This window comes from Methylobacterium sp. 092160098-2, from assembly GCF_028920805.1.
Classification (GTDB): Bacteria; Pseudomonadota; Alphaproteobacteria; order Rhizobiales; family Beijerinckiaceae; genus Methylobacterium; species Methylobacterium fujisawaense.
In genome coordinates this window covers 3415388-3436922 of sequence record NZ_JAQPZJ010000001.1, presented here as the reverse complement: position 1 = coordinate 3436922, position 21535 = coordinate 3415388, and the positions used below count along the sequence as shown (strand labels likewise).

General features: G+C 69.4%; 23 protein-coding genes. 11 read left to right on the top strand and 12 right to left on the bottom strand.

Going from position 1 to position 21535, the window contains the following annotated elements; genetic code table 11:
* Nucleotides 1-167 precede the first annotated feature (167 nt).
* The 5 genes from PQI07_RS37870 (at nucleotide 168) to PQI07_RS16115 (ending at nucleotide 4764) form a co-directional block, all read left to right on the top strand.
* Nucleotides 168-905: a pirin family protein gene (locus PQI07_RS37870; RefSeq protein ID WP_446720956.1), complete on the top strand. Its 738-nt coding sequence runs from the start codon at nucleotides 168-170 to the stop codon at nucleotides 903-905.
* 12 nt (nucleotides 906-917) lie between these two features.
* Complete coding sequence (gene tnpC, locus PQI07_RS16130; RefSeq protein WP_043387809.1) at nucleotides 918-2198, top strand: IS66 family transposase; 1281 nt, start codon at nucleotides 918-920, stop codon at nucleotides 2196-2198.
* A 64-nt stretch (nucleotides 2199-2262) separates the two neighbouring features.
* A complete protein-coding gene (gene oxlT / locus PQI07_RS16125) occupies nucleotides 2263-3564 on the top strand; it encodes an oxalate/formate MFS antiporter (protein ID WP_051044668.1) in 1302 nt (433 codons plus the stop codon).
* A 288-nt stretch (nucleotides 3565-3852) separates the two neighbouring features.
* Entirely contained in the window at nucleotides 3853-4554 is a 702-nt protein-coding gene (locus PQI07_RS16120; RefSeq protein WP_274926965.1) for a GntR family transcriptional regulator, read from the top strand.
* Nucleotides 4555-4581: 27 nt separating this feature from the next.
* A complete protein-coding gene (locus PQI07_RS16115; RefSeq protein ID WP_043347259.1) occupies nucleotides 4582-4764 on the top strand; it encodes a hypothetical protein in 183 nt (60 codons plus the stop codon).
* 396 nt (nucleotides 4765-5160) lie between these two features.
* On the opposite strand, the gene PQI07_RS16110 is transcribed toward PQI07_RS16115, so the two are convergent.
* The 6 genes from PQI07_RS16110 to PQI07_RS16085 all read right to left on the bottom strand — a co-directional run bounded on the left by PQI07_RS16110 (nucleotide 5161) and on the right by PQI07_RS16085 (nucleotide 10175).
* Nucleotides 5161-5298: a hypothetical protein gene (locus tag PQI07_RS16110; RefSeq protein WP_170867468.1), complete on the bottom strand. Its 138-nt coding sequence runs from the start codon at nucleotides 5296-5298 to the stop codon at nucleotides 5161-5163.
* A gap of 543 nt (nucleotides 5299-5841) precedes the next feature.
* Nucleotides 5842-7008, bottom strand: a complete 1167-nt coding sequence (locus PQI07_RS16105) for a M24 family metallopeptidase (protein WP_274926964.1) — start codon at nucleotides 7006-7008, stop codon at nucleotides 5842-5844.
* A 26-nt stretch (nucleotides 7009-7034) separates the two neighbouring features.
* Entirely contained in the window at nucleotides 7035-7715 is a 681-nt protein-coding gene (locus PQI07_RS16100; RefSeq protein ID WP_053610065.1) for a GntR family transcriptional regulator, read from the bottom strand.
* A 71-nt stretch (nucleotides 7716-7786) separates the two neighbouring features.
* The gene (locus tag PQI07_RS16095) at nucleotides 7787-8584 is read right to left on the bottom strand and encodes a transporter substrate-binding domain-containing protein (protein ID WP_274926963.1); all 798 of its coding nucleotides are present in this window, start codon (nucleotides 8582-8584) and stop codon (nucleotides 7787-7789) included.
* A gap of 66 nt (nucleotides 8585-8650) precedes the next feature.
* Nucleotides 8651-9334, bottom strand: a complete 684-nt coding sequence (locus tag PQI07_RS16090; RefSeq protein ID WP_053610067.1) for an amino acid ABC transporter permease — start codon at nucleotides 9332-9334, stop codon at nucleotides 8651-8653.
* A 34-nt stretch (nucleotides 9335-9368) separates the two neighbouring features.
* Nucleotides 9369-10175: an amino acid ABC transporter ATP-binding protein gene (locus PQI07_RS16085; protein ID WP_043357597.1), complete on the bottom strand. Its 807-nt coding sequence runs from the start codon at nucleotides 10173-10175 to the stop codon at nucleotides 9369-9371.
* A gap of 204 nt (nucleotides 10176-10379) precedes the next feature.
* On the opposite strand from PQI07_RS16085, the gene PQI07_RS16080 reads away from it, so the two are divergent.
* Genes PQI07_RS16080 through PQI07_RS16055 form a run of 6 tightly spaced genes read left to right on the top strand, consistent with a single transcriptional unit; the run spans nucleotide 10380 to nucleotide 14867 of the window.
* On the top strand, nucleotides 10380-10607 hold the full coding sequence (locus PQI07_RS16080; RefSeq protein WP_075380621.1) for a hypothetical protein: 228 nt from the start codon (nucleotides 10380-10382) through the stop codon (nucleotides 10605-10607).
* Nucleotides 10604-11860 (top strand): Zn-dependent hydrolase, encoded by a 1257-nt coding sequence (locus PQI07_RS16075; protein WP_274926962.1) that lies wholly within the window; start codon nucleotides 10604-10606, stop codon nucleotides 11858-11860. The genes PQI07_RS16080 and PQI07_RS16075 overlap by 4 nt, the downstream gene beginning before the upstream one ends.
* Nucleotides 11861-11887: 27 nt before the next feature.
* On the top strand, nucleotides 11888-12661 hold the full coding sequence (locus tag PQI07_RS16070) for a LamB/YcsF family protein (RefSeq protein ID WP_274926961.1): 774 nt from the start codon (nucleotides 11888-11890) through the stop codon (nucleotides 12659-12661).
* The gene (pxpB, locus tag PQI07_RS16065; RefSeq protein ID WP_274926960.1) at nucleotides 12654-13388 is read left to right on the top strand and encodes a 5-oxoprolinase subunit PxpB; all 735 of its coding nucleotides are present in this window, start codon (nucleotides 12654-12656) and stop codon (nucleotides 13386-13388) included. Before PQI07_RS16070 ends, pxpB begins: the two co-directional genes overlap by 8 nt.
* The gene (locus tag PQI07_RS16060; protein WP_179696953.1) at nucleotides 13381-14415 is read left to right on the top strand and encodes a 5-oxoprolinase subunit C family protein; all 1035 of its coding nucleotides are present in this window, start codon (nucleotides 13381-13383) and stop codon (nucleotides 14413-14415) included. Before pxpB ends, PQI07_RS16060 begins: the two co-directional genes overlap by 8 nt.
* 38 nt (nucleotides 14416-14453) lie before the next feature.
* Nucleotides 14454-14867 (top strand): VOC family protein, encoded by a 414-nt coding sequence (locus PQI07_RS16055; RefSeq protein ID WP_043357614.1) that lies wholly within the window; start codon nucleotides 14454-14456, stop codon nucleotides 14865-14867.
* Between the two features lie 71 nt (nucleotides 14868-14938).
* On the opposite strand, the gene PQI07_RS16050 is transcribed toward PQI07_RS16055, so the two are convergent.
* From PQI07_RS16050 to PQI07_RS16025, 6 genes are all read right to left on the bottom strand, one after another.
* Nucleotides 14939-16534, bottom strand: a complete 1596-nt coding sequence (locus tag PQI07_RS16050; RefSeq protein ID WP_053610072.1) for an ABC transporter substrate-binding protein — start codon at nucleotides 16532-16534, stop codon at nucleotides 14939-14941.
* Between the two features lie 131 nt (nucleotides 16535-16665).
* Nucleotides 16666-18189: a class I adenylate-forming enzyme family protein gene (locus PQI07_RS16045; protein ID WP_274926959.1), complete on the bottom strand. Its 1524-nt coding sequence runs from the start codon at nucleotides 18187-18189 to the stop codon at nucleotides 16666-16668.
* Nucleotides 18186-18998 (bottom strand): VOC family protein, encoded by an 813-nt coding sequence (locus tag PQI07_RS16040; RefSeq protein WP_274926958.1) that lies wholly within the window; start codon nucleotides 18996-18998, stop codon nucleotides 18186-18188. Before PQI07_RS16040 ends, PQI07_RS16045 begins: the two co-directional genes overlap by 4 nt.
* Nucleotides 18995-19414, bottom strand: coding sequence for a PaaI family thioesterase (locus tag PQI07_RS16035; protein ID WP_043354697.1), 420 nt, complete (start codon nucleotides 19412-19414; stop codon nucleotides 18995-18997). The genes PQI07_RS16040 and PQI07_RS16035 overlap by 4 nt, the downstream gene beginning before the upstream one ends.
* 65 nt (nucleotides 19415-19479) lie before the next feature.
* On the bottom strand, nucleotides 19480-20484 hold the full coding sequence (locus PQI07_RS16030; RefSeq protein ID WP_490356181.1) for a quinone oxidoreductase family protein: 1005 nt from the start codon (nucleotides 20482-20484) through the stop codon (nucleotides 19480-19482).
* Between the two features lie 43 nt (nucleotides 20485-20527).
* Nucleotides 20528-21508: an ABC transporter substrate-binding protein gene (locus PQI07_RS16025; RefSeq protein WP_179696957.1), complete on the bottom strand. Its 981-nt coding sequence runs from the start codon at nucleotides 21506-21508 to the stop codon at nucleotides 20528-20530.
* Between the last annotated feature and the right edge of the window lie 27 nt (nucleotides 21509-21535).

The window sequence follows — 21535 nt, the reverse complement described above, 5'->3', positions numbered from 1 at the left end:
AAGCCGCGCTATGTGGCCCCTTGACCGGGGCCTGTCGGGTCTGAGTGGCCCGAAGGGGGATCGCGCTTGTTCACAGGCCTTTGGCAACGATCGTGGGCGGCCGAACCAGACCGAGAGTATGACGCCATGAGCGGGAGCAAGCTCTGGAACCGCGTTGCCACAATGGGGTGGGCGTCGACGCGACCGAGACGCTCATCAGTCTCCGTGCAAGGGATCGCGGCGGCTTCGAGATTCGACGCGCCGTGCCGGCACCGGATCGCCGCACGGTCCCGCCATGCAGTGTCTTCCACCAAGCCGGCCCCGCCGCACGTCTGACGGGCCAGGGTATCGATGTCTGGCCGCATCCGCAGATCGCTCTCACCACCGTGACCGGCCTCTGCCGCGGCGACGTCCATCGCCGGACCCGCCCCGGGGCCGATCGAGTCATCCGTCCGAGCGCATTGGACTGGATGGTCGCGGGCCGCGGAGTCGCCCATTCGGAGCGCATTACGGCGACGGCGCGCGGCAAGCCGAACAGCCTGTTCGGGATCCGGACTGGGTTCGCTCTGCCGGAGAGCCACGAAGACGCGGCGTCGACCTTCGCGTGTCACGCTGACGAGCCGCCACCGCCGATCGGGATGCACGCGCAGAACCGACTTTTCATCCCGCGCTTTCTACAACAAAAAATGAATTATTTCGCTTGCCATATGATCCTGGCACACAGAATAATGCATGCCGCCAAGTCAATCTCGGAACCCGCGAGATGGTTCCGGCACGGGCAAGCAACCCGCCGACGTGCACGCCAATACTACAGCACGTCGCCGAATGGTAATTACCCACGGGGTGGATCGGTCGGCGGCGGAACGCCCGCGGCTGCGCCGCTTGCCGGGACGAGCTTGCCTCTTGCGCGGGTCGGATTTCGCTGATTCCCTGGCGGGATGGGCCGCAGCGAACTGGAACGGCTGAGCCGCGAGGAGCTGATCGAGCTGGTGCTGCGGCTGCAGCGGCCAGAGAAGACCTCGCGCACCTCATCCAAGCCGCCCGCGACGGATCGCAAGGAGCAGCGGGAGCATTCTAAGCCCGGCGGCGCCAAGCCCGGTCACGAGGGTCACAGCCGGGTGCTGAGCGATGATCCCGATACGATCGTCCAGCATCGTCCCGAGGCGTGCGCGTGCTGCGGCGCCAGCCTGCACGCCGCACTTCCGGCAGAGATCGTCAGCGTCTCTGAGCAAATCGAGCTGCCTGAGGTGGCGCCGATTGTGACGCAGCACCAGCGCCTTGCCGTTTGTTGTCCGAGCTGCGGGACGCGCGTGATCGCGCCACCGCCCGAAGCGGCGCGCGGCACGCCCTTCGGTCCGCGGCTGCATGCGGTGGCGACGTACCTCAAGACCTTTCAGGCGCTCTCGTACGAACGGCTGCAGGCGGCGCTCTCCGATCTGTTCGGCCTCACCCTCAGCCAGGGCGGGCTGATGAACCTGCTCCGGCGCGCGCAGGACCGCTTCCGTGCCGGTCGCGACGCGGCCATCGCGACCCTGCGCAAGGCTGAGGTCGTCGCCTGCGACGAGACTGGCGTGCGCATCGAGGGCTCGAACGCTTACCACTGGCTGTTCCACTCGGCGCAAGCCGTGGTGCACACCGCCTCCCCGACGCGCGGCGCTGTCGTGGTGCGCGAGATGATGGACGGGCACCGACCGGCGGTGTGGATCTCCGACCGCTACACCGCCCAACAGGGCCACGCGGATGAGCACCAGACCTGCCTGGCGCATCTGGCCCGCGATGTCGCCTATGGCGTCGAGGCCAGCGACGATCCCGTGCCCTGGCGCCTGCAACTCTGGTTGCAGCGCGTGTTCGCCCTGGCCGAGCGCGTCACCGACTTGGCTGCCGCGACGCTCTCGGCCAAGCGCCGCAGCCTGGATCGGCAACTGGGTGCCATCCTCGCCACGTCGAGCCGCTGTGATCTGAGCCGCGACCTGCAGGCCAAGATCAGCCGCGCCCGCGATCAGCTCCTGGTCTTCCTCGCCTATCCCGGAAAGGTCGAGCCGACCAACAACGGCTCCGAGCGGCTGCTGCGTCCGGCTGTCGTGCAGCGGAAGGTCACCAACGGCTACCGGGCCATGTGGGCGGCCGAGGGCGAGGCCGCCATTCGCACCGTCGTCGACACCGCGCGCCTCACAGGCAGCAGTCCCTTCGGCGCCATCCTCAAAACCATCGGCGCCTGAGCCCAGCCATCACAGGCCTGGGTAATTACGCCGAATGTCAGCGCAGGGACGAGGGAGGAAGCTCATGGCCATGCCAGATGCCGTGCCGGGTACGGCAACGCCCAATACCAATCGATGGCTACAAATTGTGCTTGGCGTGATCTGCATGGTTGCAGCGGCCAACATCCAGTATGCCTGGACGCTGTTCGTCCCAGAGATCCAGAAGACCTTCAACTGGGACCGCGCCGCGATCCAGGTCGCCTTCACGATCTTCGTCGTCGTCCAGACCTGGCTGACCCCGATCGAGGGGTACTTCATCGACAAGTACGGTCCCAGCCGCGTCGTCATGTTCGGCGGTCTGATGACGGGCCTGGCCTGGGTCATCAACTCCTACGCCACGAGCTTGAGCGGCTTCTATCTCGGCTCCGTGGCCGGCGGTATCGGCGTCGGCTGCGTCTACGCCACCTGCGTCAACAACGCGCTCAAGTGGTTCCCCGACAAGCGCGGCCTGGCGGTCGGCCTCACGGCGGGCGGCTACGGCGCCGGCTCCGCACTCACCATCCTGCCGATCGCCAAGATGATCGACGGCGGCAATTACGCCCAGGCCTTCTTCATCTTCGGTCTGATCCAGGGCGCGATCATCATGGCCGCCGCCATCGCCATGCGCGCGCCACTCAAGAACCAGGTGCCATTCTCCACCAAGGTCCTTCAGTCGCGGCGCGACTACACGCTGGCCGAGGCGCTGCGCACCCCCGTCTTCTATGTGATGCTGCTGATGTTCACCTGCACGGTGACGGGCGGCCTGATGGCGGTGGCCCAGCTCGGCGTGATCGCGCAGGATCTCGGGGTGAAGAACTTCCAGGTCAACCTGTACTTCTTTGCCATGGCGGCGCTGCCCTTTGCGCTGATGCTCGACCGGATCATGAACGGCATCTCGCGCCCGCTCTTCGGCTTCATCTCGGACCGGATCGGACGGGAGAAGACCATGTTCATCGCGTTCGCGATGGAGGGTATCGGCATCGTGGCACTGGGCTATTTCGGTTCCAATCCGTGGGCCTTCGTCATCCTGTCCGGGGTGGTGTTCCTGGCCTGGGGCGAGGTCTACTCGCTGTTCAGCGCCACCGCTGCCGACACGTTCGGCTCCAAGCACATCGGCAAAATCTACGGCGTGCTCTACTGCGCCAAAGGCTTCGCGGCGCTGTTCGTGCCGGTGGGCAACCTGATCATGCAGGCGACCGGCACCTGGGCCACGGTCCTGTATACGGTGGCGAGCATGGACCTGATCGCCGCCTTGCTGGCGATCGCGGTGCTGCGGCCGATGCTCAAGCAGCACCACAAGGCAAACAACGACGCGGCGGCTCCCAAGCTGGCGCTGGCTCACGCCTGAACGTCGGGCTCGGCCACGCCGAGGCCCGGCGAAAGCCGCAAGGCCCCGGCTCCGGAATTCCGGAGCCGGGGTCGTGCTGACCGGCCAAGTTGCGACATCCGCATGCCTATCGCATCTCCGGGACGCATGCGCGTCGCAGACAGCCCGGAACACTCGGGCCTCCAGCCACCATCGCGTCAGGCACCGCTTTCCAGGCCCCCCATTTTCAAGCGACCTCCCAGGTGCGCTCCGGCGCGTTCCTCGGATTTGATGCCAAGATTGATTTTTCGGCGCTCTCGGAGCTCGACTGTGCTGCAGCCACCTGAGACCTCTTTGGGTCTAATCTCGATCGGACAGACCGTGAGCCTGCGTGAGCAGGCCTACGACCGCATCAAGCGATCGATCCTCGCGATGGATCTCTACGACGGATCGGCACAGATCCGGCTGAACGAACACCAAATTGCGCAAGATCTCGGCATCAGCCGGACGCCAGTCCGAGAAGCCCTGACGCTTCTGGAACGGGAGGGCTTCGTGTGCACGGTGCCACGCCGCGGACTCTTCGTGACGCGCAAGACCAAGCGCGAAGTCATCGAGATGATCAGGGTCTGGGCCGCGCTGGAGGGCTCGGCAGCTCATGCCGCCGCCACGCACGCCACGGACGCCGATCTCCGCGACCTGAGCAAAGTCTTCCAGGATTTCGATCCCTCGGCATTGCCTGTTCATTTGACCGCTTATGAGGAAGCCAACCTCGATTTTCACCAGATGATCATTCGTCTCGGCGGCTGTGGATTGATGGTCGAGATGACGACCAACCTGTTCATCCACATGCGGGCGGTTCGATCAGCCTTCCTCCATCGGTCGGGGCGGTATGAAGTCTCGATGCGCGAGCATGCCGCCATCATCACCGCGCTGCAGGAACGCGACGCCGATCAGGCTGCGGTCCTCGTTCGCGATCATGCACTTGGTTTGATCGCCCACGTCGAAGCACATTGGGCGTGGCCAGAAGAATAAGGGACATCTCTGACGGAGGATCGACCCATGCTACCGTCCGTTCAGACCACCGACCTGCTCGGCCTCGGCTTCCTGATCATCGGACTCGTCGGAGCGGGCGTTGCCAGCGCAAGCCGGTCGCCGCGTTTTGCAGAAGAGCCGCGTGAGGAACTCGCGGGCGGAGCGGTGCTTGTGGCGATCCTCGGCCTCGCCTTCGTGCTCGCCGAATGACAGACACAGCGCAAGCAGGATCGGCCTCTTCGCGTGCGGCAGCGAACCAGCCCAGTGCCTCCGACGGTCGATCAGTCTGCTCCCGATACGTCTGAAGGGCCTTCCGGCGTCTGCGGAGTGAGATGTCCGTTACACCGCTTTCGGGACAGACATGCCCTGAAGCGGACGGCGTCTCCGCGCCTCCTGTGGAGACCAACGGTGCTTCGTCGGGGACAAACGCGAACGGCCAGGATCGAAGCGGCTTCCGTGCACGGGCAGCCTCTCGTCCGTTGACGCCCCAGGCATTCGCTGAGGTGGTCACGCAGGCGGGCGAATGAATCCCGGAGCCTCACCTGCCGGCCGAACCGAACTCCGGGACATCCTCAAGCGAGGCCGCGTGACGCGGCCCGTCATGGCTCAGGCTAGGGTCGGGACCGGGCCGGTGAAGCCCGCGGCCGGCTTGTCGCCATCGAAGTGATTGGCGAGCGCGACCACGACTGCGAAGTTGGCGATGGCGGCAACGGGGAGGAGAGCGAGAGCGGCGAGCAAGGTCATCGGCGGCGTCCTGTTGTGCGGTGCGCAAGAAGCGATATCGCACTGCACGCACTTTCTGGTATGCCACATACCTCAAACCCGATATGCAGAGATTGCATGAGCAGATCGGGATGACAGGTGTCTGCCGAGTGACTTCATGCGAAGCGTCAAGTCGGGGTGACGCTAAGGCGGCCCGTCGAGGCGACAACAGGAGCTCTATTCGCTTTGCGATAATCGGATCATCTGCTTTCATTCCCGCCTCACTTGGCGGTCAGTCGCATCACTGTGAAAGTATAACACGCGGGCTTTTCGTACCAATCTACCCCAAGTCGACGTTGCAGAACGGCCGACGGACAGCCAATTTCGGAACCTGTTCGCGGCAGTCTGCGCGGCCGGCATGGATTGATAGGAGGTTGCCCGCCTTTTCGACCGGTCTTCTCCGAAGCGGCCGTTACACGTTCGGCCAGCCTACGCCCTGCTGGATCAGGATCAGTTCGGTCGCTGACGCTGCAGACGGTCCGACCTCACGTCATGCCCTTACAGAAAGCGATGATGGGGTGAGCCTCACCGCAGCGACAGGGTGCGGGGGAGGTCGGACAGGGGCTCGACCCCGTTGGCGGTGACGATCACCGTCTCCGAGGCGCCGACCGTCCAGGCGCCGTAAGAGCGCAGGGTCGCCGGCAGGTGGAAAACCATGCCGGGCTCGATGGGCCGGTCCTGTCCGGTGAAGAGCGAGAGCAGGCCGCCCTCCCCCCAGTCCGGGGCGAAGGCGACACCCATGGAGTAGCCGATCCGCTTGCGGAAGGCCGGGCCGTAGCCCGCCGCATCGATGATGGCCTGTGCCGCCGCGTGCGGGGCGGCGCAGGGATGGCCTGGGCGGATCGCCGAGAGCGCCGCGTCGAGGGCGCGCAGGGCGCAATCCATCATCCGCAACGCCTCGGCCGGCGGCGGACCGATCCAGACGCTGCGCATCAGCGCTGCGTGGTACCGGGCGTGACTGCCGGCGAGTTCGAGGAAGACGGCGTCGCCCGGCTCCAGCCGGCGGCGCCTCCACGTCATGTGCGGCAGCCCGCTGGGCGGGCCCGACGCGACCAGGGGCTCCATCGCCACGGCTTCGGACCCGGCTGCGATCGCGGCCCCCAGCATGGCGGCGGCGACGGCATTCTCGTCGGTGCCCGCCGCGCAGGCGTCGAGTCCTGCGGCGAGCCCGGCCTGCGCGTATCGGGCGGCGGCCCGGATCGCCTCCAGCTCAGCCGCCGACTTCACCGCCCGCAAGGGGGCGAGGAGGCCGGAGCCGTCGAGCAGCGGCCCGCTTCCGAGCGCGGCGTCGATCCGCCCCGCGAGCAAGGGCGAGACGAACCAGCCGTCCCGCTCCAGGGCCGGCCGGGTGAGCCCGCGCCCGCGCACGAGGGCCGCCAGGGCCTCGGCCGGGTCGGCGCCGTCCGGATAGGCCTGGATGTCGTCGAGCCAAGTGTTGGCGGCCGCGCCCGGCAGTTCGAGCTGCCGGACCAGGAGGGCCGGGTTCCCCTCTACCGGTACGAGGAGGGCCTGGAAGGCGAAGTAGCCCGCCGTCTGGCGGCCGGTCAGCCAGTAGATCGTCTCCGGGCCGGTCACCACAAGGGCGTCGTGGCCGGCCGCCGCGATGGCGGCCCGGGCCGCCGCCTGCCGGGCGGCGAACTCCGCCTCCGGGAAGGCCGCCTCGCGGCCGCGCAGGCCTGTGAATTCGTGCATCGCGCCGCCCTCGCCCCAAACTCCGCTCAGACTTCGCTCAGGCGACGGATGATGCCCTGCTTGAAATTCTCGAGATGGGCCGCGATGGCGTCCGCCGCCGCCGCCGCGTCCCTCGCCCGCAGGGCGGCAACCACCGCGAGATGTTCGCGATGGACCGCCTCGAACCGCTCAGGCATCCGGCTCAGGTTGAACATCTGCGTCTTGAGCCGCAGATCCTTGATCGTCTTGGCGAGGATCGCGTTGTGGCTGTGATCCGCGATCAGGTCGTGGAAGCGCCGGTCGACCTCCCAGTTGCCCGGCGCGTCCGGGTCGCCCGCCGTCAGCAGCGCCTCCATCTGCCGCTGCAGATCCGCCAGCACCGCGTCGGCGATCCGGCCGGTGGCCAGCATGACGCTCTCCCGCTCCAGCAGACGGCGGACATGCAGGATCTCCACCAGTTCGCGCAGGGAGAATTCCTTGACCACGAGCATCCCCCCGGGCTGCCGTTCGATCAGCCCCTCGGTCTCCAGCCGTGACATCGCCTCGCGGGTCGGGGTCCGGGAGATGTCGAGCATCTCAGCGAGGCGGCGCTCGTGCAGCACGGTGCCGGCCGGAAGGTCGCGGCGGACGAGCATGTCGAGCAGCCGGTCGTAGGCCATCTGGCCGAGGCTCTGCTCGCGCCGGGCATTGAGCGCCGTCGTGTACGACGCGGCGTCGAGGGTTTTCATCGTGTCCTCCCGGAGCAGCCGGCCAGGCTGCTCCCCGTTTTCTTTTTCTCCGGCGCCGACCTCGCGCCCGCCTACATGGCGGGCGTGCGGATCGGCGCCTTCGGGGCCGGGTCATAGCCGATCAACGGCGTGATGAGCTTGGCGTAGGTACCGTCGGCGACCATCTCGGCCAGGGCCTTGTTGACCGCAGCGTGCAGGTTCGGCTTGCCCTTCTTGATAGCGAAGCCCTTCTGGACCGTGCTGAGCGGGGTCTCGATCATCACCAGGGGCAGCTTGCGCGCCTTGATGGCGTAGTTGCCGGCCACCGCATCGTTGATCACCGCGTCGATGTTGCCGCCGACGAGGTCCTGCATGGCGTCCGCGGCGGTCTTGTAGCTCTTCAGGGTGGCGCCGTGCTCCTCGGCGAGCTTGCCGAAGGTCGAGGCCGAGAGCGCGCCGACATTGCGGCCCTTGAGATCCTCCGGCCCCTTGATGCCGGTATCCTTGCGGGTGACGATCCGCGCGCCGGATTCGAGCCAGCCGTCCGCGAAGGCGACCTGCTTCTGCCGGGTGGGAGTGATGTCCATCGATTCGCTGGTGATGTCGTACTGATCGGCCATCAGGCCCACCAGCAGGGCATCGAACTTGATGTTGACCGGACTGTACGCGAGCCCGAGCCGGCGGCAGACCTCGCGCATCACCCGGACTTCCAGCCCGTCGAGCTCGCCGCTCGGCGTGCGCATGCTGAACGGCGCGAAGGTGCTGTCCGTCGCCACGATCAGCTTGCCGGGCTCGATCAGCTCCAGCTTGCCTTCGGCCGCGCAGGTCACGGGGGCGGCGAGAAGTCCCGCGCAGAGGGCGGCGAGGGAGAGAACGTGGCGACGGTTCATGGTGATCTCCGGTCTCGAGACGGGGCGGGAAGTGTCGGCCGCGGCCCGTCCCGCGGCGGGGGAGGCTCAGGAGAGGCGGGCGTAGCGCCGCTCGAAATAGGCCGAGAGCTGCGACAGGATCGACGTGAGGCCGAGGTAGATCAGCGCCGCCGCGATGTAGAAGTCGAACGGCCGGAAGGTCGTGGCAATCATGAGCTGCGCGTAGAGCGTCAGCTCCACGACCGTGATCGTCGACAGGAGCGAGGTGTTCTTGACCGCCGAGATCGCCTCGTTGGTCAGCGACGGCAGGATCATGCGGAACACCTGCGGCAGGACGATCCGCACCATCATGATCCGCGGGTTCATGCCCAGGGCGAGCGCCGACTCGACCTGACCCCGGGGGATAGCCGCGAGCCCGGCCCGGATCGTCTCGGCCACGTAGGCGCCGCTGCTGATCCCCAGCGCGATGATGCCGGCCGTAATCGGCGAAAGCTTCAACCCTATCTGCGGCATGCCGAAATACACGATGAAGACCTGGATCAGGGTCGGCGTGCCGCGAATGAACCAGACGTAGAAGCTCGCGAGCGCTCGGAAGGGCGCGAAGGACGAGCGCTTGCCCAGCGCACCGAGCAGGCCGCAGACCCAGCTCACCAGGATGCTCGCCACCGTGACGCCGAGCACTACCAGGGTCGCCGAGAGGAAGCCGGGGCCGTAGGTGACGACCTCGTCCGAGAGGGTGAGCCACCATTCCTGCAACGTCGCGACGCTCATCGCTGTCCGATCTCCCCGGTGATGGGCCGGCGGCTCACGCTGTCTGTCCGAGCGCGGCGGGCTGGTGCAGCACGCGCCGGAGGAACTGGCGCAGCCGCTCGCTCCGGGGCGCGCCGATGATGTCGTCGGGCGGACCGTCCTCGGCGATCACGCCGCCGTCGAAGAACAGGGTGCGGGTGCCGACATCCCGGGCGAAGGCCATCTCGTGGGTGACGAGCAGCATCGTCATTCCGTCCGCCGCGAGGGAGCTGATAAGCGCCAGCACCTCGCCCACCAGCTCCGGATCGAGGGCCGAGGTGACCTCGTCGAACAGCATCACCTTGGGCGCCATCGCCAGGGCGCGCACGATCGCCACGCGCTGCTGCTGCCCGCCGGAGAGCTTCGACGGGTAGGCGTGCCGCTTCTCGTAGAGGCCGATGCGCTGGAGCAGCGCCTCCGCCTCCGCGACGGCCTGACGGCGCGGCATCCGCCGCACCCGGATCGGCGCCTCGATGACGTTCTCCAGCACGGTCATGTGCGGCCAGAGATTGTAGCTCTGAAAGACCATGCCGATCCGAGTGCGCAATTCGCAGAGCTGCTGCGGCGTCGGCTGGCGGCGGGCGCCCTGCTCGTAGTCGAAGGCGAAGCGCTCGAAATCCATGAAGCCGGATGTCGGCGTCTCCATGAGGTTCAGGCAGCGCAGGAACGTGCTCTTGCCCGAGCCGCTCGCGCCGATGATCGACACGACCTCACCCTCGTGGATGTCGAGGGAGATGCCCTTCAGGACCTCGTTGGCGCCGTAACTCTTGTGCAGCTTCCTGATCTTCAGGAGCGGGGGCGCGGTCGTCTCGATCTGAGCCATCGTCAAACCTGATGTTATGCGATCATGCGCCGAATGATTGATTATACCTGCGCGTTATTCGCGCTATGATACTACATGTTTGCTCATCAAATCTCTTAATGTGGGGATTTTATTTCGATTTTGGCGCGGTTTTACGTTGCCAAATCCGATGCCATGTCTTAGCAGAGCCGGTATACCGCCGGCATTCAAGCGGTATTTTTGAGCATGGCTGCCTCCAACATGGTCATTGAGCCCATGGATCCCGGTATTCCCTGCGCGAGCGCGCCTGGCGCGTGCCTCATTGTTCAGCCGATCGACCGGGTCGGTCCGGCGCCGCGGCGGGCTCCGGCCGCGGAATCCCGGGGCGGCAACGGCCGCGCTCCCGCGATCCGCGCCGAACCCGACGTCGGGGAACGGCGGCTGGACGACGCGCGCACCGGTCAGCCGGCATGACCGGCCTCGCGATCGACCCGGATTTCTGCGCGGCGCTCTTCGCCGAGCTCCTCGGCTTCAGCCAGCACGCACCCGGCGTGACGCGGGCAGCCTACGGCGCTGGCGAGGAGCGCGCACACGCCCTGATGCGGGCCACCGGGCTGGCGCTGGGGCTCACCGCCGAGACCGACGCGGCCGGCAACCTGTTCCTGACGATGGCGGGACGCGACCCGACCCTGGCGCCCTGGATGGTCGGCTCGCACGTCGACACGGTGCCCCACGGGGGCAATTTCGACGGGGCGGCGGGCGTGATCGGCGGCCTCGCGGCCGTGGAGGCCCTGCGCCGGGCGGGCCTCGTGCCGGCGCGTCCCGTGACGGTGGCGGTGTTCAGGGCCGAGGAGAGCGTCTGGTTCCCGGCCTCCTATGTCGGCAGCCGGGCTGCCTTCGGCCTGCTGCCGCCGGAGGTTCTCGACCTGCCCCGCGCCGATACCGGCCGGAGCCTGCGGGACCACATGGCCGACCTCGGCCTGCGTCCGGAGGCGGTGGCGCGGGGCGAGCGGCTCCTCGATCCGGCGCGGATCCACGGCTTCGTGGAGATGCATATCGAGCAGGGACCGGCGCTGGAGGCGGCCGGGAGCCCGGTGGGGTTCGTCACGGCGATCAGCGGCAGCTTCCGCTATCGCAAGGCCGCCTGTTTCGGCCGCTACGGCCATTCCGGCGCCGTGGCGCGGAGCGCGCGCAGCGACGCCGTCTTCGCCCTCGCCGACCTGATCACCGGCCTGGATGCCCTCTGGGGAACACTGGAGGCGGAGGGCTGCCCGGCCACGATCACGCTGGGCGAGGTCGCCACCGACCCGGTCCAGCACGCCTTCGCCAAGATCCCCGGCGAGGTCCGCTTCTGCCTCGACGTGCGCGGCACCGAGCCCGTCGTGCTGGACCGGGTCGAGGCGGCGCTCGCCGAGCGCGTCGCCGCCATCGAGGCCGCCCGCGGCGTGCGCTTCGTCCTCGGCGAGCGCACCGGCAGCACCCCGGCGCGGATGAGCGCGGCACTCGTCGAGGCCCTGTCGGGCCACGCGCGCCGGCTCGGGATGCCGTTCCGCACGATGGCCAGCGGGGCCGGGCACGACATCGCGACGCTGGCCGGCCAGGGCGTGCCGAGCACGATGATCTTCATCCGCAACCAGAACGGCAGCCACAACCCCGACGAGGCGATGCGGATCGAGGATCTCTGCGCGGCCGCGACCCTGGTGGCCCACCTCGTCGCGGAAGCCTGAACCCCGCGCGCAAGAAAGGATGCACCGATGATCGTCGATCTGAACTGCGACATGGGCGAGGGCTTCGGCGTCTACCGCTTGGGCGACGACGCCGAGATGCTGACCGTGGCGACCTCGGCCAACATCGCCTGCGGCTTCCACGCCGGCGACCCTCTGGTGATGCACGAGACCCTGAGCCGCGCGGCCGCGAACGGCGTGCAGGCCGGCGCCCATCCGAGCTTCCTCGACCTCTGGGGCTTCGGCCGGCGGCCGATTCAGGGCGAGCGCCCGGCCAACATCGAGAAGGCGGTCCTTTACCAAGTCGGCGCCCTCCTGGCCCTGGCGCAGGATGCCGGCTGCCCGGTGCGCCACGTGAAGACCCACGGGGCGATGGGCAACATGGCCAACGAGGATGCCGACCTCGCCCTGGCGGTGGCCCGGGCGATCCGCACCCTCGACCGCGACCTGATCTTCGTGGTCATGCCCGGCCTGGAGACCGAGAAAGCCGGCGAGAAGCTCGGGCTGCCGATCGCTCGGGAGATCTACGCCGACCGGGCATACGCGGATGACGGCACCCTGGTGTCGCGCAAGCTCCCGGGCGCGGTGCTGCACGATCCCGATTCCGTGTCGGAGCGCGTGGCGCGGATGCTAGAGGACGGGGCGATCATCTGCCTGTCCGGGCGGCGCATCCCGACGCGGATCGACACGGTCTGCGTCCACGGCGACACGCCCGGCGCCGTCGCCATGGCGCACCGCCTGCGGGACGACTGCGCCGCCAAGGGGATCGCCCTGCGGCCGATGGCCGAGGTGCTCGGTGTCTGAGCCCGGCTACCGCCTCCTCGATAGCGGCGACCGGGCGCTCACGGTGGAGCTCGGCCGCGCGGTCGACCCCGCGATCAACGCGCAGGTCATCGCCCTCGACGGGGCGCTCCGCGGTGCCGGGCGCCCGGGGCTCCTGGAGACCGTGCCGACCTACCGCTCGCTCCTCGTCCTCTACGATCCGGACCTGCTACCCCGGGCCGATCTCGCGGCGCTGATCGCCGCGCACTGGCCGCCCCCGGACGGGGCGACGGGGTCGCTGCGCCGCTGGCGGGTGCCGGTCCATTACGGCGGCGCGCACGGCGCCGACCTCGCCGACCTCGCCGCCGGAGCCGGGCTCACCCCAGAGGCGGTGATCGCCCTCCATGCCGGCCGCGACTACCGCGTCTACATGATCGGGTTCGCCCCCAGCTTCGCCTATCTGGGCGGCCTCGATCCCCGGCTCCACGCGAGCCGGCGCACCGATCCGCGCCCCAGGACCCCGGCGGGCAGCGTCTCGATCGGCGGCAACCAGACCGGCGTCTCGCCGCCCCTGGAGCTGCCGAGCGGCTGGCAGCTCATCGGTCGCACGCCCGCGCGCTCCTACGATCCGGCCCGGGCCGAACCGTTCCTGTTCGCGGCCGGCGACCTGATCCGGTTCGAGCCGATCGACCGCGCCGCGTTCGACGCCCTCAGCGAGGCCGCCCGCGCCGGCGAGACCGTCGCGACCCTGGAGCGGATCGATGCCTGAGGGACTGCACGTCATCGCCCCCGGTGTTTCCGCGACCCTGCAGGATGGCGGGCGGCCGGGCTACCTGCGCTACGGCATCTCGGGGTCCGGGGCGATGGATCCAGACCTTCTGGCGCTCGCCAACGGCCTCGTCGGCAATCCGCTCGACGCCGCGGTAATAGAAATGGCGATGGTCGGTCCGACCCTCGTCTGCGAGACGGAGGTCTGCCGCGTCGCCCTCGCCGGGGCACCCTTCGCGATGAGCCTGAACGGCCGCGCCCTCGATCCGTTCACCGCTCACGACCTGCGGCGGGGGGATCGACTCATCCTCGGCGCCCCGCGGGAGGGCCTGCGCGCCTGCCTGGCGGTTGCCGGGGGCTTCGCCGTCGCGCCAATGCTCGGCAGCGTCGCGACGCACACCCGCACCCGTCTTGGCGGCCTCGACGGCAACCCCCTGGCCGCGGGCGACCTGCTGCCCCTCGCGGCGCCCGCGCCCCGCGACCGCCCGCTGACCCTGCCGCCGGCCCACCGGCCGACCTTCGGCGGCCCGATCCGTGTGGTGCTCGGGCCGCAGGCCGACGGCTTCACCGATGAGGGCCTGCGGACCTTCCTGTCCGAACCCTACACCCTCACGGCGCGGGCGGACCGGATGGGCTGCCACCTCGACGGGCCGCCGATCGCCCACGCGGACGGCTTCAACATCGTCTCGGACGGGATCGTGAACGGCTCCATCCAGGTACCCGGCCACGGGCGGCCGCTGATCCTGCTCGCCGACCGGCACACCACCGGCGGCTACCCGAAGATCGCCACGGTGATCTCGGCGGATCTCGGTCGCCTCGCGCAGGTGCGGCCAGGCGAGACGATCCGGTTCGCGGCCGTTGCCGTCGCGGAGGCCCAGGCCATCGCCCGCGCGGCGCGGCGCAGCCTGGACGCGCGGCTGGCGGCGCTGGTGCCGGCCGGCGGCGGCGCTCTCGACAGCGCGTTCCTGCTGTCCTGCAACCTCGTCGGCGGCGTCGTCTCGGCGCGCGCCCCGGATCCGGCGCCCTGACAGCGCCACCCCCTCCCCTGCGAAGCAAGAGACCGTCGATGCTCACGCCGTTCCATCTCGCCTACCACGTCACCGATCTCGACGCGGCCCGCCGCTTCTACGGCGGCGTCCTCGGCTGCCAGGAGGGCCGCAGCACCGAGACCTGGGTCGATTTCGACTTCTTCGGCCATCAGCTCTCGCTGCATCTGGGCGAGCCCTTCACCACCACCCGGAGCGGGAAGGTCGGCAATCACACCGTGATGATGCCGCATCTGGGCGTCGTGCTGCCGCTCGAGGCCTGGGAGGCACTCGCCGGCCGCATCGAGGCGGCCGGCATCGCCTTCGACATCCCGCCGGTCGTCCGCTTCGCCGGGGAGCCCGGCGAGCAGCGCACGATGTTCTTCTTCGACCCGAGCGGCAATCCGATCGAGATCAAGGGCTTCCGGGATCTGGCCGCCGTCTTCGCGCACTGAGGCTCAAGCGCCCTCCCCGTGGCAACGGCCCGTCGCCGGAGCGGCGACGGGCGGCCGGGGCGCACCGCCCGTCAGACGCGGCGGGCGTTCCAGAAGACGAACTGGCCGTCGACCACATCCCGGAGATCGCGCCGGAAGGCCGTCCGGTAGAAATACTGGCCGGTCGGCAGGTACGGCACGTCGCGCATCGCCAGCGTCTGCATCCGGGCCGCGATCGTCTTCCGCGCCGCCTGATCCGGCGCCTCGATCCAGGCCTCGCGCAGGCTCTCCAGCTCGGGCAGGTCCGGCCAGCCGAAGAAGCCCTTGGGGCCTCCGCAGCGCAGGACCTGCTCCACGACCGGGTTGGCCATGTCGAGGCCGGTCCAGGTCGTGTTGAAGATGTTCCAGCCGCCCTGGTCCGGGGGCGCCTTGCTGGCGCGGCGCGTGACCAGCGTGCCCCAGTCGGACACGACGTATTGCACGTTCATCCCGAGCCGCTGGAGCAGGTCGTGCATGATCTCGCCGAGGGCGCTGAGCACGGGATTCTCGCTCGTCGACATGAGCACGACGCGCTCGCCCGTGTAGCCGGCGGCCACGAGGTCGCGCTTGGCCTTGGCGAGATCGCGCGGCCGGGTGAGCACGTCGAGCCCGGCATCGGTGGCCATGGCGGTCCCCGGCGTGAACAGGCCGACATCCTTGCGCCACAACTTGGGATCGTCACCGGCCGCCGCCGCCATGAAGTCCGCCTGCGACAGGGCTTCGAGGACCACGCGACGGACCGCGGGCTTGTCGAAGGGCGGATAGAGGTGGTTCATGACGCCGGTGCCGAGATTTCCGAGCGGCGAGGCGAGCTGCGTGGCGATCTGCGGGCTGGCCTGGAGCGTCGGCACGAGATCGCTGATCGGGTTCTCCCACCAGTCGACCTCGCCGTTCTGGAGGGCGGCGGCCGCGGTTCCGGGATCCGGCATGACCTGCCACTCGACCCGCTCGAAATGGACCCGCTTCGGCCCCGCCACCCAGGACACCGGACCGTCGTCGCGGGGCCGGTAATCCGGGTTGCGGTCGTAGACCACGCGGGCGCCGACCAGCCGCTCCTTGGTGTTGAACCGGAACGGCCCGGAGCCGATCAGCTCGGGGATCTGCTGGGCCGGGTCGGTGGCGGCGAGACGCTCGGGCATGATGACGAGGACCGGTGGACCGAGCTTCGCCAGGGTCTCGAGCATCAGCCCATAGGGGCGCTTCAGGCGAATGACGAAGGTCCGGTCGTCCGGGGCCTCCAGGGCGTCGGTGCGGGCCATCAGGGCCTGCCCGAGACTGTCGCGCTGCGCCCAGCGCCGGATCGACGCGATGCAGTCACGGCCCCGCACCGGCTCGCCGTCGTGGAACTTCAGTCCTTCGCGCAGCCGGAAGGTCCAGCGCCGACCGTCATCCTCGACCGTGTGCCCCTCCACCATCTGCGGCTGCGGCGTGAACTGCGCGTCGAGGCCGTAGAGCTGGTCGAACACCATGAGCGCGTGGTTGCGGGTGACGTAGGCGGTGGTCGTCACCGGATCGACGATGGTCAGGTCGGATTGCGGCACGAAGCGCAGGACGCTCGCCCGGCCGCCCTGGGCCAGGGCCGGGCGTGCCGGCAGGAAGGGGGCGGCGGCCGCGGCGGCGGCACCGCCGAGGAAGGTTCGTCGCAGCATGGAGGTCACTCCTGGCTTTCCGGGTCAGGCGGGCGGGGAAGGTTGCGCCGGGCGGCGCTTCGCGAGGCAGCCTTCTGCGGGCGCGCATGCCGCGGGAACACAACCTGCAAGCGCCGTTCCGCCCGGGCCGGTCACGGGGCGCGGACGGCCTCTTCGGCGCGCCGGCGTAGGGCCGCGCGGTCGATCTTATTGGTCGAGGCGAGGGGCAGCTCCTCGACGAACCAGACCCGGCGCGGGTGCTGGTAGGCCGGCGCGTGGGCGAGCGCGTGCGCCTTGAGAGCGGCCTCGTCGACGGTGGCGCCGGGCCGGCGGACCACGAAGGCGACGGGCTTGGTACCCTTGATGGAATCCTCCACAGGCACCACGCAGGCCTGGAGCACGTCGGGGTGGCGCTCCAGCACCAGCTCGACCTCGCCGGGGAAGATGTTCTCGCCGCCCGAGACGAACATGTCGTCGGTCCGGCCGAGGAAGTAAAAGAACCCGTCGGCGTCGCGGCGGAACACGTCGCCGGTGTCGTAGAATCCGTCCGCGGTGATCGGAACGGGGACGTCCGGCCGGTTGTGGTAGCCGAGCATGATCGCGGGGCTGCGCATCTGTAGAACGCCGGTCGCCGGCCCGTCTGGCCCGACGAGGCGCACCGAGACCTGGGGATGCGGCGCGCCGACCGACGCGACCGGCGTCGGCAGGCCGTCCGGATGGTCGCCGAACACGACCGGGCCGCCCTCGGTGGTCCCGTAGGCGTTGAGGATGCGGGCGTTCGGCAGGAGTGCGCGGATCTGCCGGGCCAGGGCGTCGTTGACGGGCGCCGAGCCCATTCGCACCGTCCGCACGCCGGTGAGGTCGGCCTCCGCCAGGAGATCCGGCTCCCGCAGCATCATGGCGATCATCGGCGGCACGGCGGTGAGCCACGTGCAGCGATGGCGATCGATCGCCGCAATGTAGGCCCGCGCCTCGAATTGCGGCAGCAGCACCATCGTGGCGCCAGCCGCGCAGACGAGGAGCGCCAGGGCCAGCGCGTTCATGTGGTAGAGCGGGGCCGCGACGAGCAGCCGGTCGTCGCGCAGGTTCGTCTCCGCGGCGCGGGTCCGCGCCACCCAGAGGTGGCTCGCATGGCTCAGCCGCACGCCCTTCGGCCGGCCCGTGGAGCCGGACGTGTACAGGAACAGAGCCGCCTCGCCGGGCTCCGGCACGATCGGCACGAAGGGTCCGGGATCGAGCCAGGCCGCAAAACCCTCCGGCCCGTCATCGTCGAACCCGGCGATCCGGATATCGGGGTCGAGCCCCGCCAGCATCGCCCGGCGCGGGCGGTCGCAGAGCACGAGCCGCGCCCCGCAATCGGCGAGCACGGCCGCGATCGTGGCCGGCGGGAACTTGTGATTGACCGGGACCGGGACCACGCCGGCCCGCATCGCGCCGAGCAGCGCCGCGACGGTGTCGGGCCGGTTGGTCGAGAGGATCGCGACCCGCGCGCCGCGGGAGATCCCGCCGCGTACGAGGCCGCGGGCGAAGGCGTCGGCCCTAGCATCGAGGCCGGCGCGGGTCATCACCTCGGGCCCACCCTCGGGGGCGACGCCGATGATGAGTGGCCGGTCCGGCGGCCCGGACCGGTCGACGAGGTCGCCGAGATTGGTCGCACCCGTGGTCGCGGACGTCATAGGGCCGCCCGGCACGCGAGATGGAGGTCGAAGGCCGGCAGCGTCAGATCGGCCGCGTCCGGCCCGTGCCGGACCCAAGTCGCCTCCGGGAGGACGGCCGAGCGGGCTTCGAGGGCGTCGAGGCCGCGAAAGTGCAGGCCGAGGGCGGCGAAACGGGCGGCCGGCCCCGGCACGATCACGATCCGCGTCTCCCCGACCCGGATCGTGAAGCCGGTGCCCGCGGCCTCGGCCGGAGCGCCGATCGCGGCCGCGTAGAGGGAAGCGTCGGCCTCCGGCGCCGGGCTCTCGATCGTCAGCGCGTCGATCCCCGAAAAGCCGTTCGGATGGTCGAGCCATTCGGGGCGCCAGACGAGATCCGGGGTCAGGTGCTCGCAATGGTAGAGGCGACCCGCCGGAAACAGGTGTGCCGGCACCCGCACCGTGCGGAATTGGGCCCGTTCCGTGCGGCCGTCGACGGTCACCGGGCGCGAGAAGGCGACGGGCGGACCGGCCGCGAGCCCCGCTGCCGCCAGCCGCGCATGGGTCGCGTCGGCGTCCTGGCTCGCCACCACGAGCCCATTCAGGCCGAACGGGCTGTCCAGAACGTCCTGCCGCTGCGGCCCCATTTCGGGCACGCCGACAAGCTCCAGGTAGGGGCCTGCCGTCATCATCAGGTGGTTGATCGAGCCCAGCGAGTGGTGGCCGCGGGGTGTCAGTGAGAAGCCGAGGGCGGCGAACAGGTCCGCCGCCTCGTCCATCCGCCGCAGGACGTTGACCACCACATGGTCGAGGGCCCCGTCCGCCGGGGCGGCGGGGGTCGGCCCCGTCATTTCGCCGGCGCCGTCATGTAGACGCCGCGGCCGCTCGCGAGCAGGCGTCCCGCATCGTCGAGGATCTGCGCCTCGGCCACCGAGAGCTGGTTGCCGAACTTCACCACCGTGCCGCGGCAGGTGAGATCGCCCTGCATCGCAGCGCGGTGATAATCGACCCGCAGGTCCACCGTGGGGACGCCCCGGCCGGTCTTGGAGACCAGCGCCCAGTCGGCAGTGAGGTCGACGAGCGTCGCCAGGATGCCGCCGTGGACGTAGCCGCGCTCGGCGTTGACGACCCATTCGGGCCGCCACGTCGCCTTCAGCTCGATCGTGCCCTCGCCGACGGCGACGACGGAGAGGCCGAGCCACTGGTGGAACGGGCCGCGCAGCAGCAGCGCCTCGACCTGCTCCTTGCTGAGGGGGGTGTCGGACATGGCTTCGGGATCTCCTCGGGCGGGGCTGGGGGCGACGACGCGCGGCGGACCGGCCTCAGACGGTGTCAGGGGGTGACGACGATCTTGCCCATGACCTCGCGGTCGCGGATCATCCGCAGGCCCTCGGCGGCCTCTTCGAGGGGCAGGACCTTGTCGATGGTCGGCTTCAGCGTGCCGGCCTGGATCATGTCCATCAGCGCCGACAGGTCGTCATCGTAGAAGCTGTTCGAGCCGATCACCTTGAGCTCGAAGCTCCAGATGTAGCGGAGATCCTCCTTGGGATCGTGTCCCGCGGTCGCCCCGCAGACGAGCAGCGTGCCGCCGCGCTTCAGGCACTTGAGCGAGGGCACCCAGGTGTCGCCGCCGGTGAAGTTGATCACCACGTCGACCCCGCCCTCGTAGGTCCGGCGCTGCGGCTTGCCGTACTGCTGGATCGCCCACTTGGAGAAGTCGGTCTCGCGGTAGTTGACGACGTGGTCGGCGCCGAGCGCCGTCAGCGCCGCCATCTTCTCGGCGCTGCCCGCGCAGGCGATGACCTCGGCGCCGAGCTGCTTGGCCAGCATCACGCAGCCCGTCCCGACGCCGCCGCTGGCGCCGAGGATCAGGACCCGGTCGCCGGCCTTCACGGTGTTGTGGGTGATCAGCATGCGGTGGGCCGTGCCGTAGGCCACCGGCAGGGAGGCGGCGTCCGCGTAGCTCACGTCCGGCGGCATCGCGATGAGCTGGCCCGTCGAGACCCGGCAATACTCGGCCATGCCGCCGTCGAGCATCTCGCCCATCAGGCCCTTGGCCTTGTTGAGCGGGTTGACCAGCACCCGGTCGCCGACGCGCCACTCCGCGACGCCCTCGCCGAGCTCGACGATCTGTCCGGCCATGTCGAGGCCGATCACCACCGGCATCGGCACCTTGATGCCGGGCATGCCCTTCACGGTGAATACGTCGTGGTAGTTGAATGAGGACGCGCCGACGCGGATCAGAACCTCGCCCGGGCCGGGGGACGGCTTCGGATAGTCGTTCACCACCTTCAGCGTGTCGATGTCGCCGTGCGCCTCCAGCACGAGCGCCTTCATCATCTCAGCCATCGGGAAAACCCTCTTCTGCAGGTCGGAAAGGCTACGGGATCGTCTTAGACCGCTCGTAGGGGCCGGGAACCAGGGCGGTGTCGGGCAGGCTGCCCTGGACGGCGCCGACCGCCTTGAACACGTCGAATTCGCGCTTCAGCGAGGCGATGTCGGCGGGCTCCAGGCTGACCGTGTAGATGCCGTCCCAGAGACCCGCGTAGGCGGCGGCATCGGCATCGCTCAGGTTCGCGGCGGCCTTCAGGATCTTGGCCACCCCGGGCTTGTCGGCCTGGCCGAACGCGTAGGCCTTGCGCATCGCGGCCACGACCTTGGCGGGCGCGTCCGGATTCTGGGTCATCCAGGCGTTGCGCATCAGGCCGACGCCGAGGACCGGCGGCGCGTCCTGCTGGGTGAGGCGCTTCCACTCCTCCCGGAAGGTGCCCAGACGGCGCAGCTTGACGTCCGGCAGGAGCGCGAGGGTCACGGTGCGCAGGGCCGCCGCGTCGATGTCCTTCTGGACAAGGAATTGCGCCAGCCGGGAATCGTTGCCGGGCACGGCCTGGTAATCGGCGGGCTTCAGGCCGTGATTGGTCTCCAGGATCGCCGCCGCAATGGCGGCGGTGCCGCTGCCCGCGGGCGAAGTGCCGATCTTCTTGGCCCTAAGGTCGGCCATCGTCTTGATCGGCGAGTCCTCAAGGACGACGAAGTCGAGGTCGGCCACCTGCGTCGCCAGGACGATGCTCATCGGCAGGCCGTCGGCGGTCACGCTCAGCGCCGTTCCCGCGCTCGCCGCGATCGCGAAATCGATCGCCCCGGCGGCCATGGCCTTGGTGGGCGCGTTCACGTCCGGAAACTTGACGTATTCGGCCGTCAGCCCCTCCTTCTCCATGAACTTGCCGGCCTCCAGCACGGCGCCGAAGCCGAGGCTGATGCCGGAGCTCCAGTAGCCGATGCGCACCGTCTCGGCGCGCGCGAGGGCGGGCAGGCCGACCGCGCAGAGCGCGGCGACGGCGAGGACGCGGATCCGGTTCAAGGCGTTCTCCAGGGGGTGCAAAGAGAG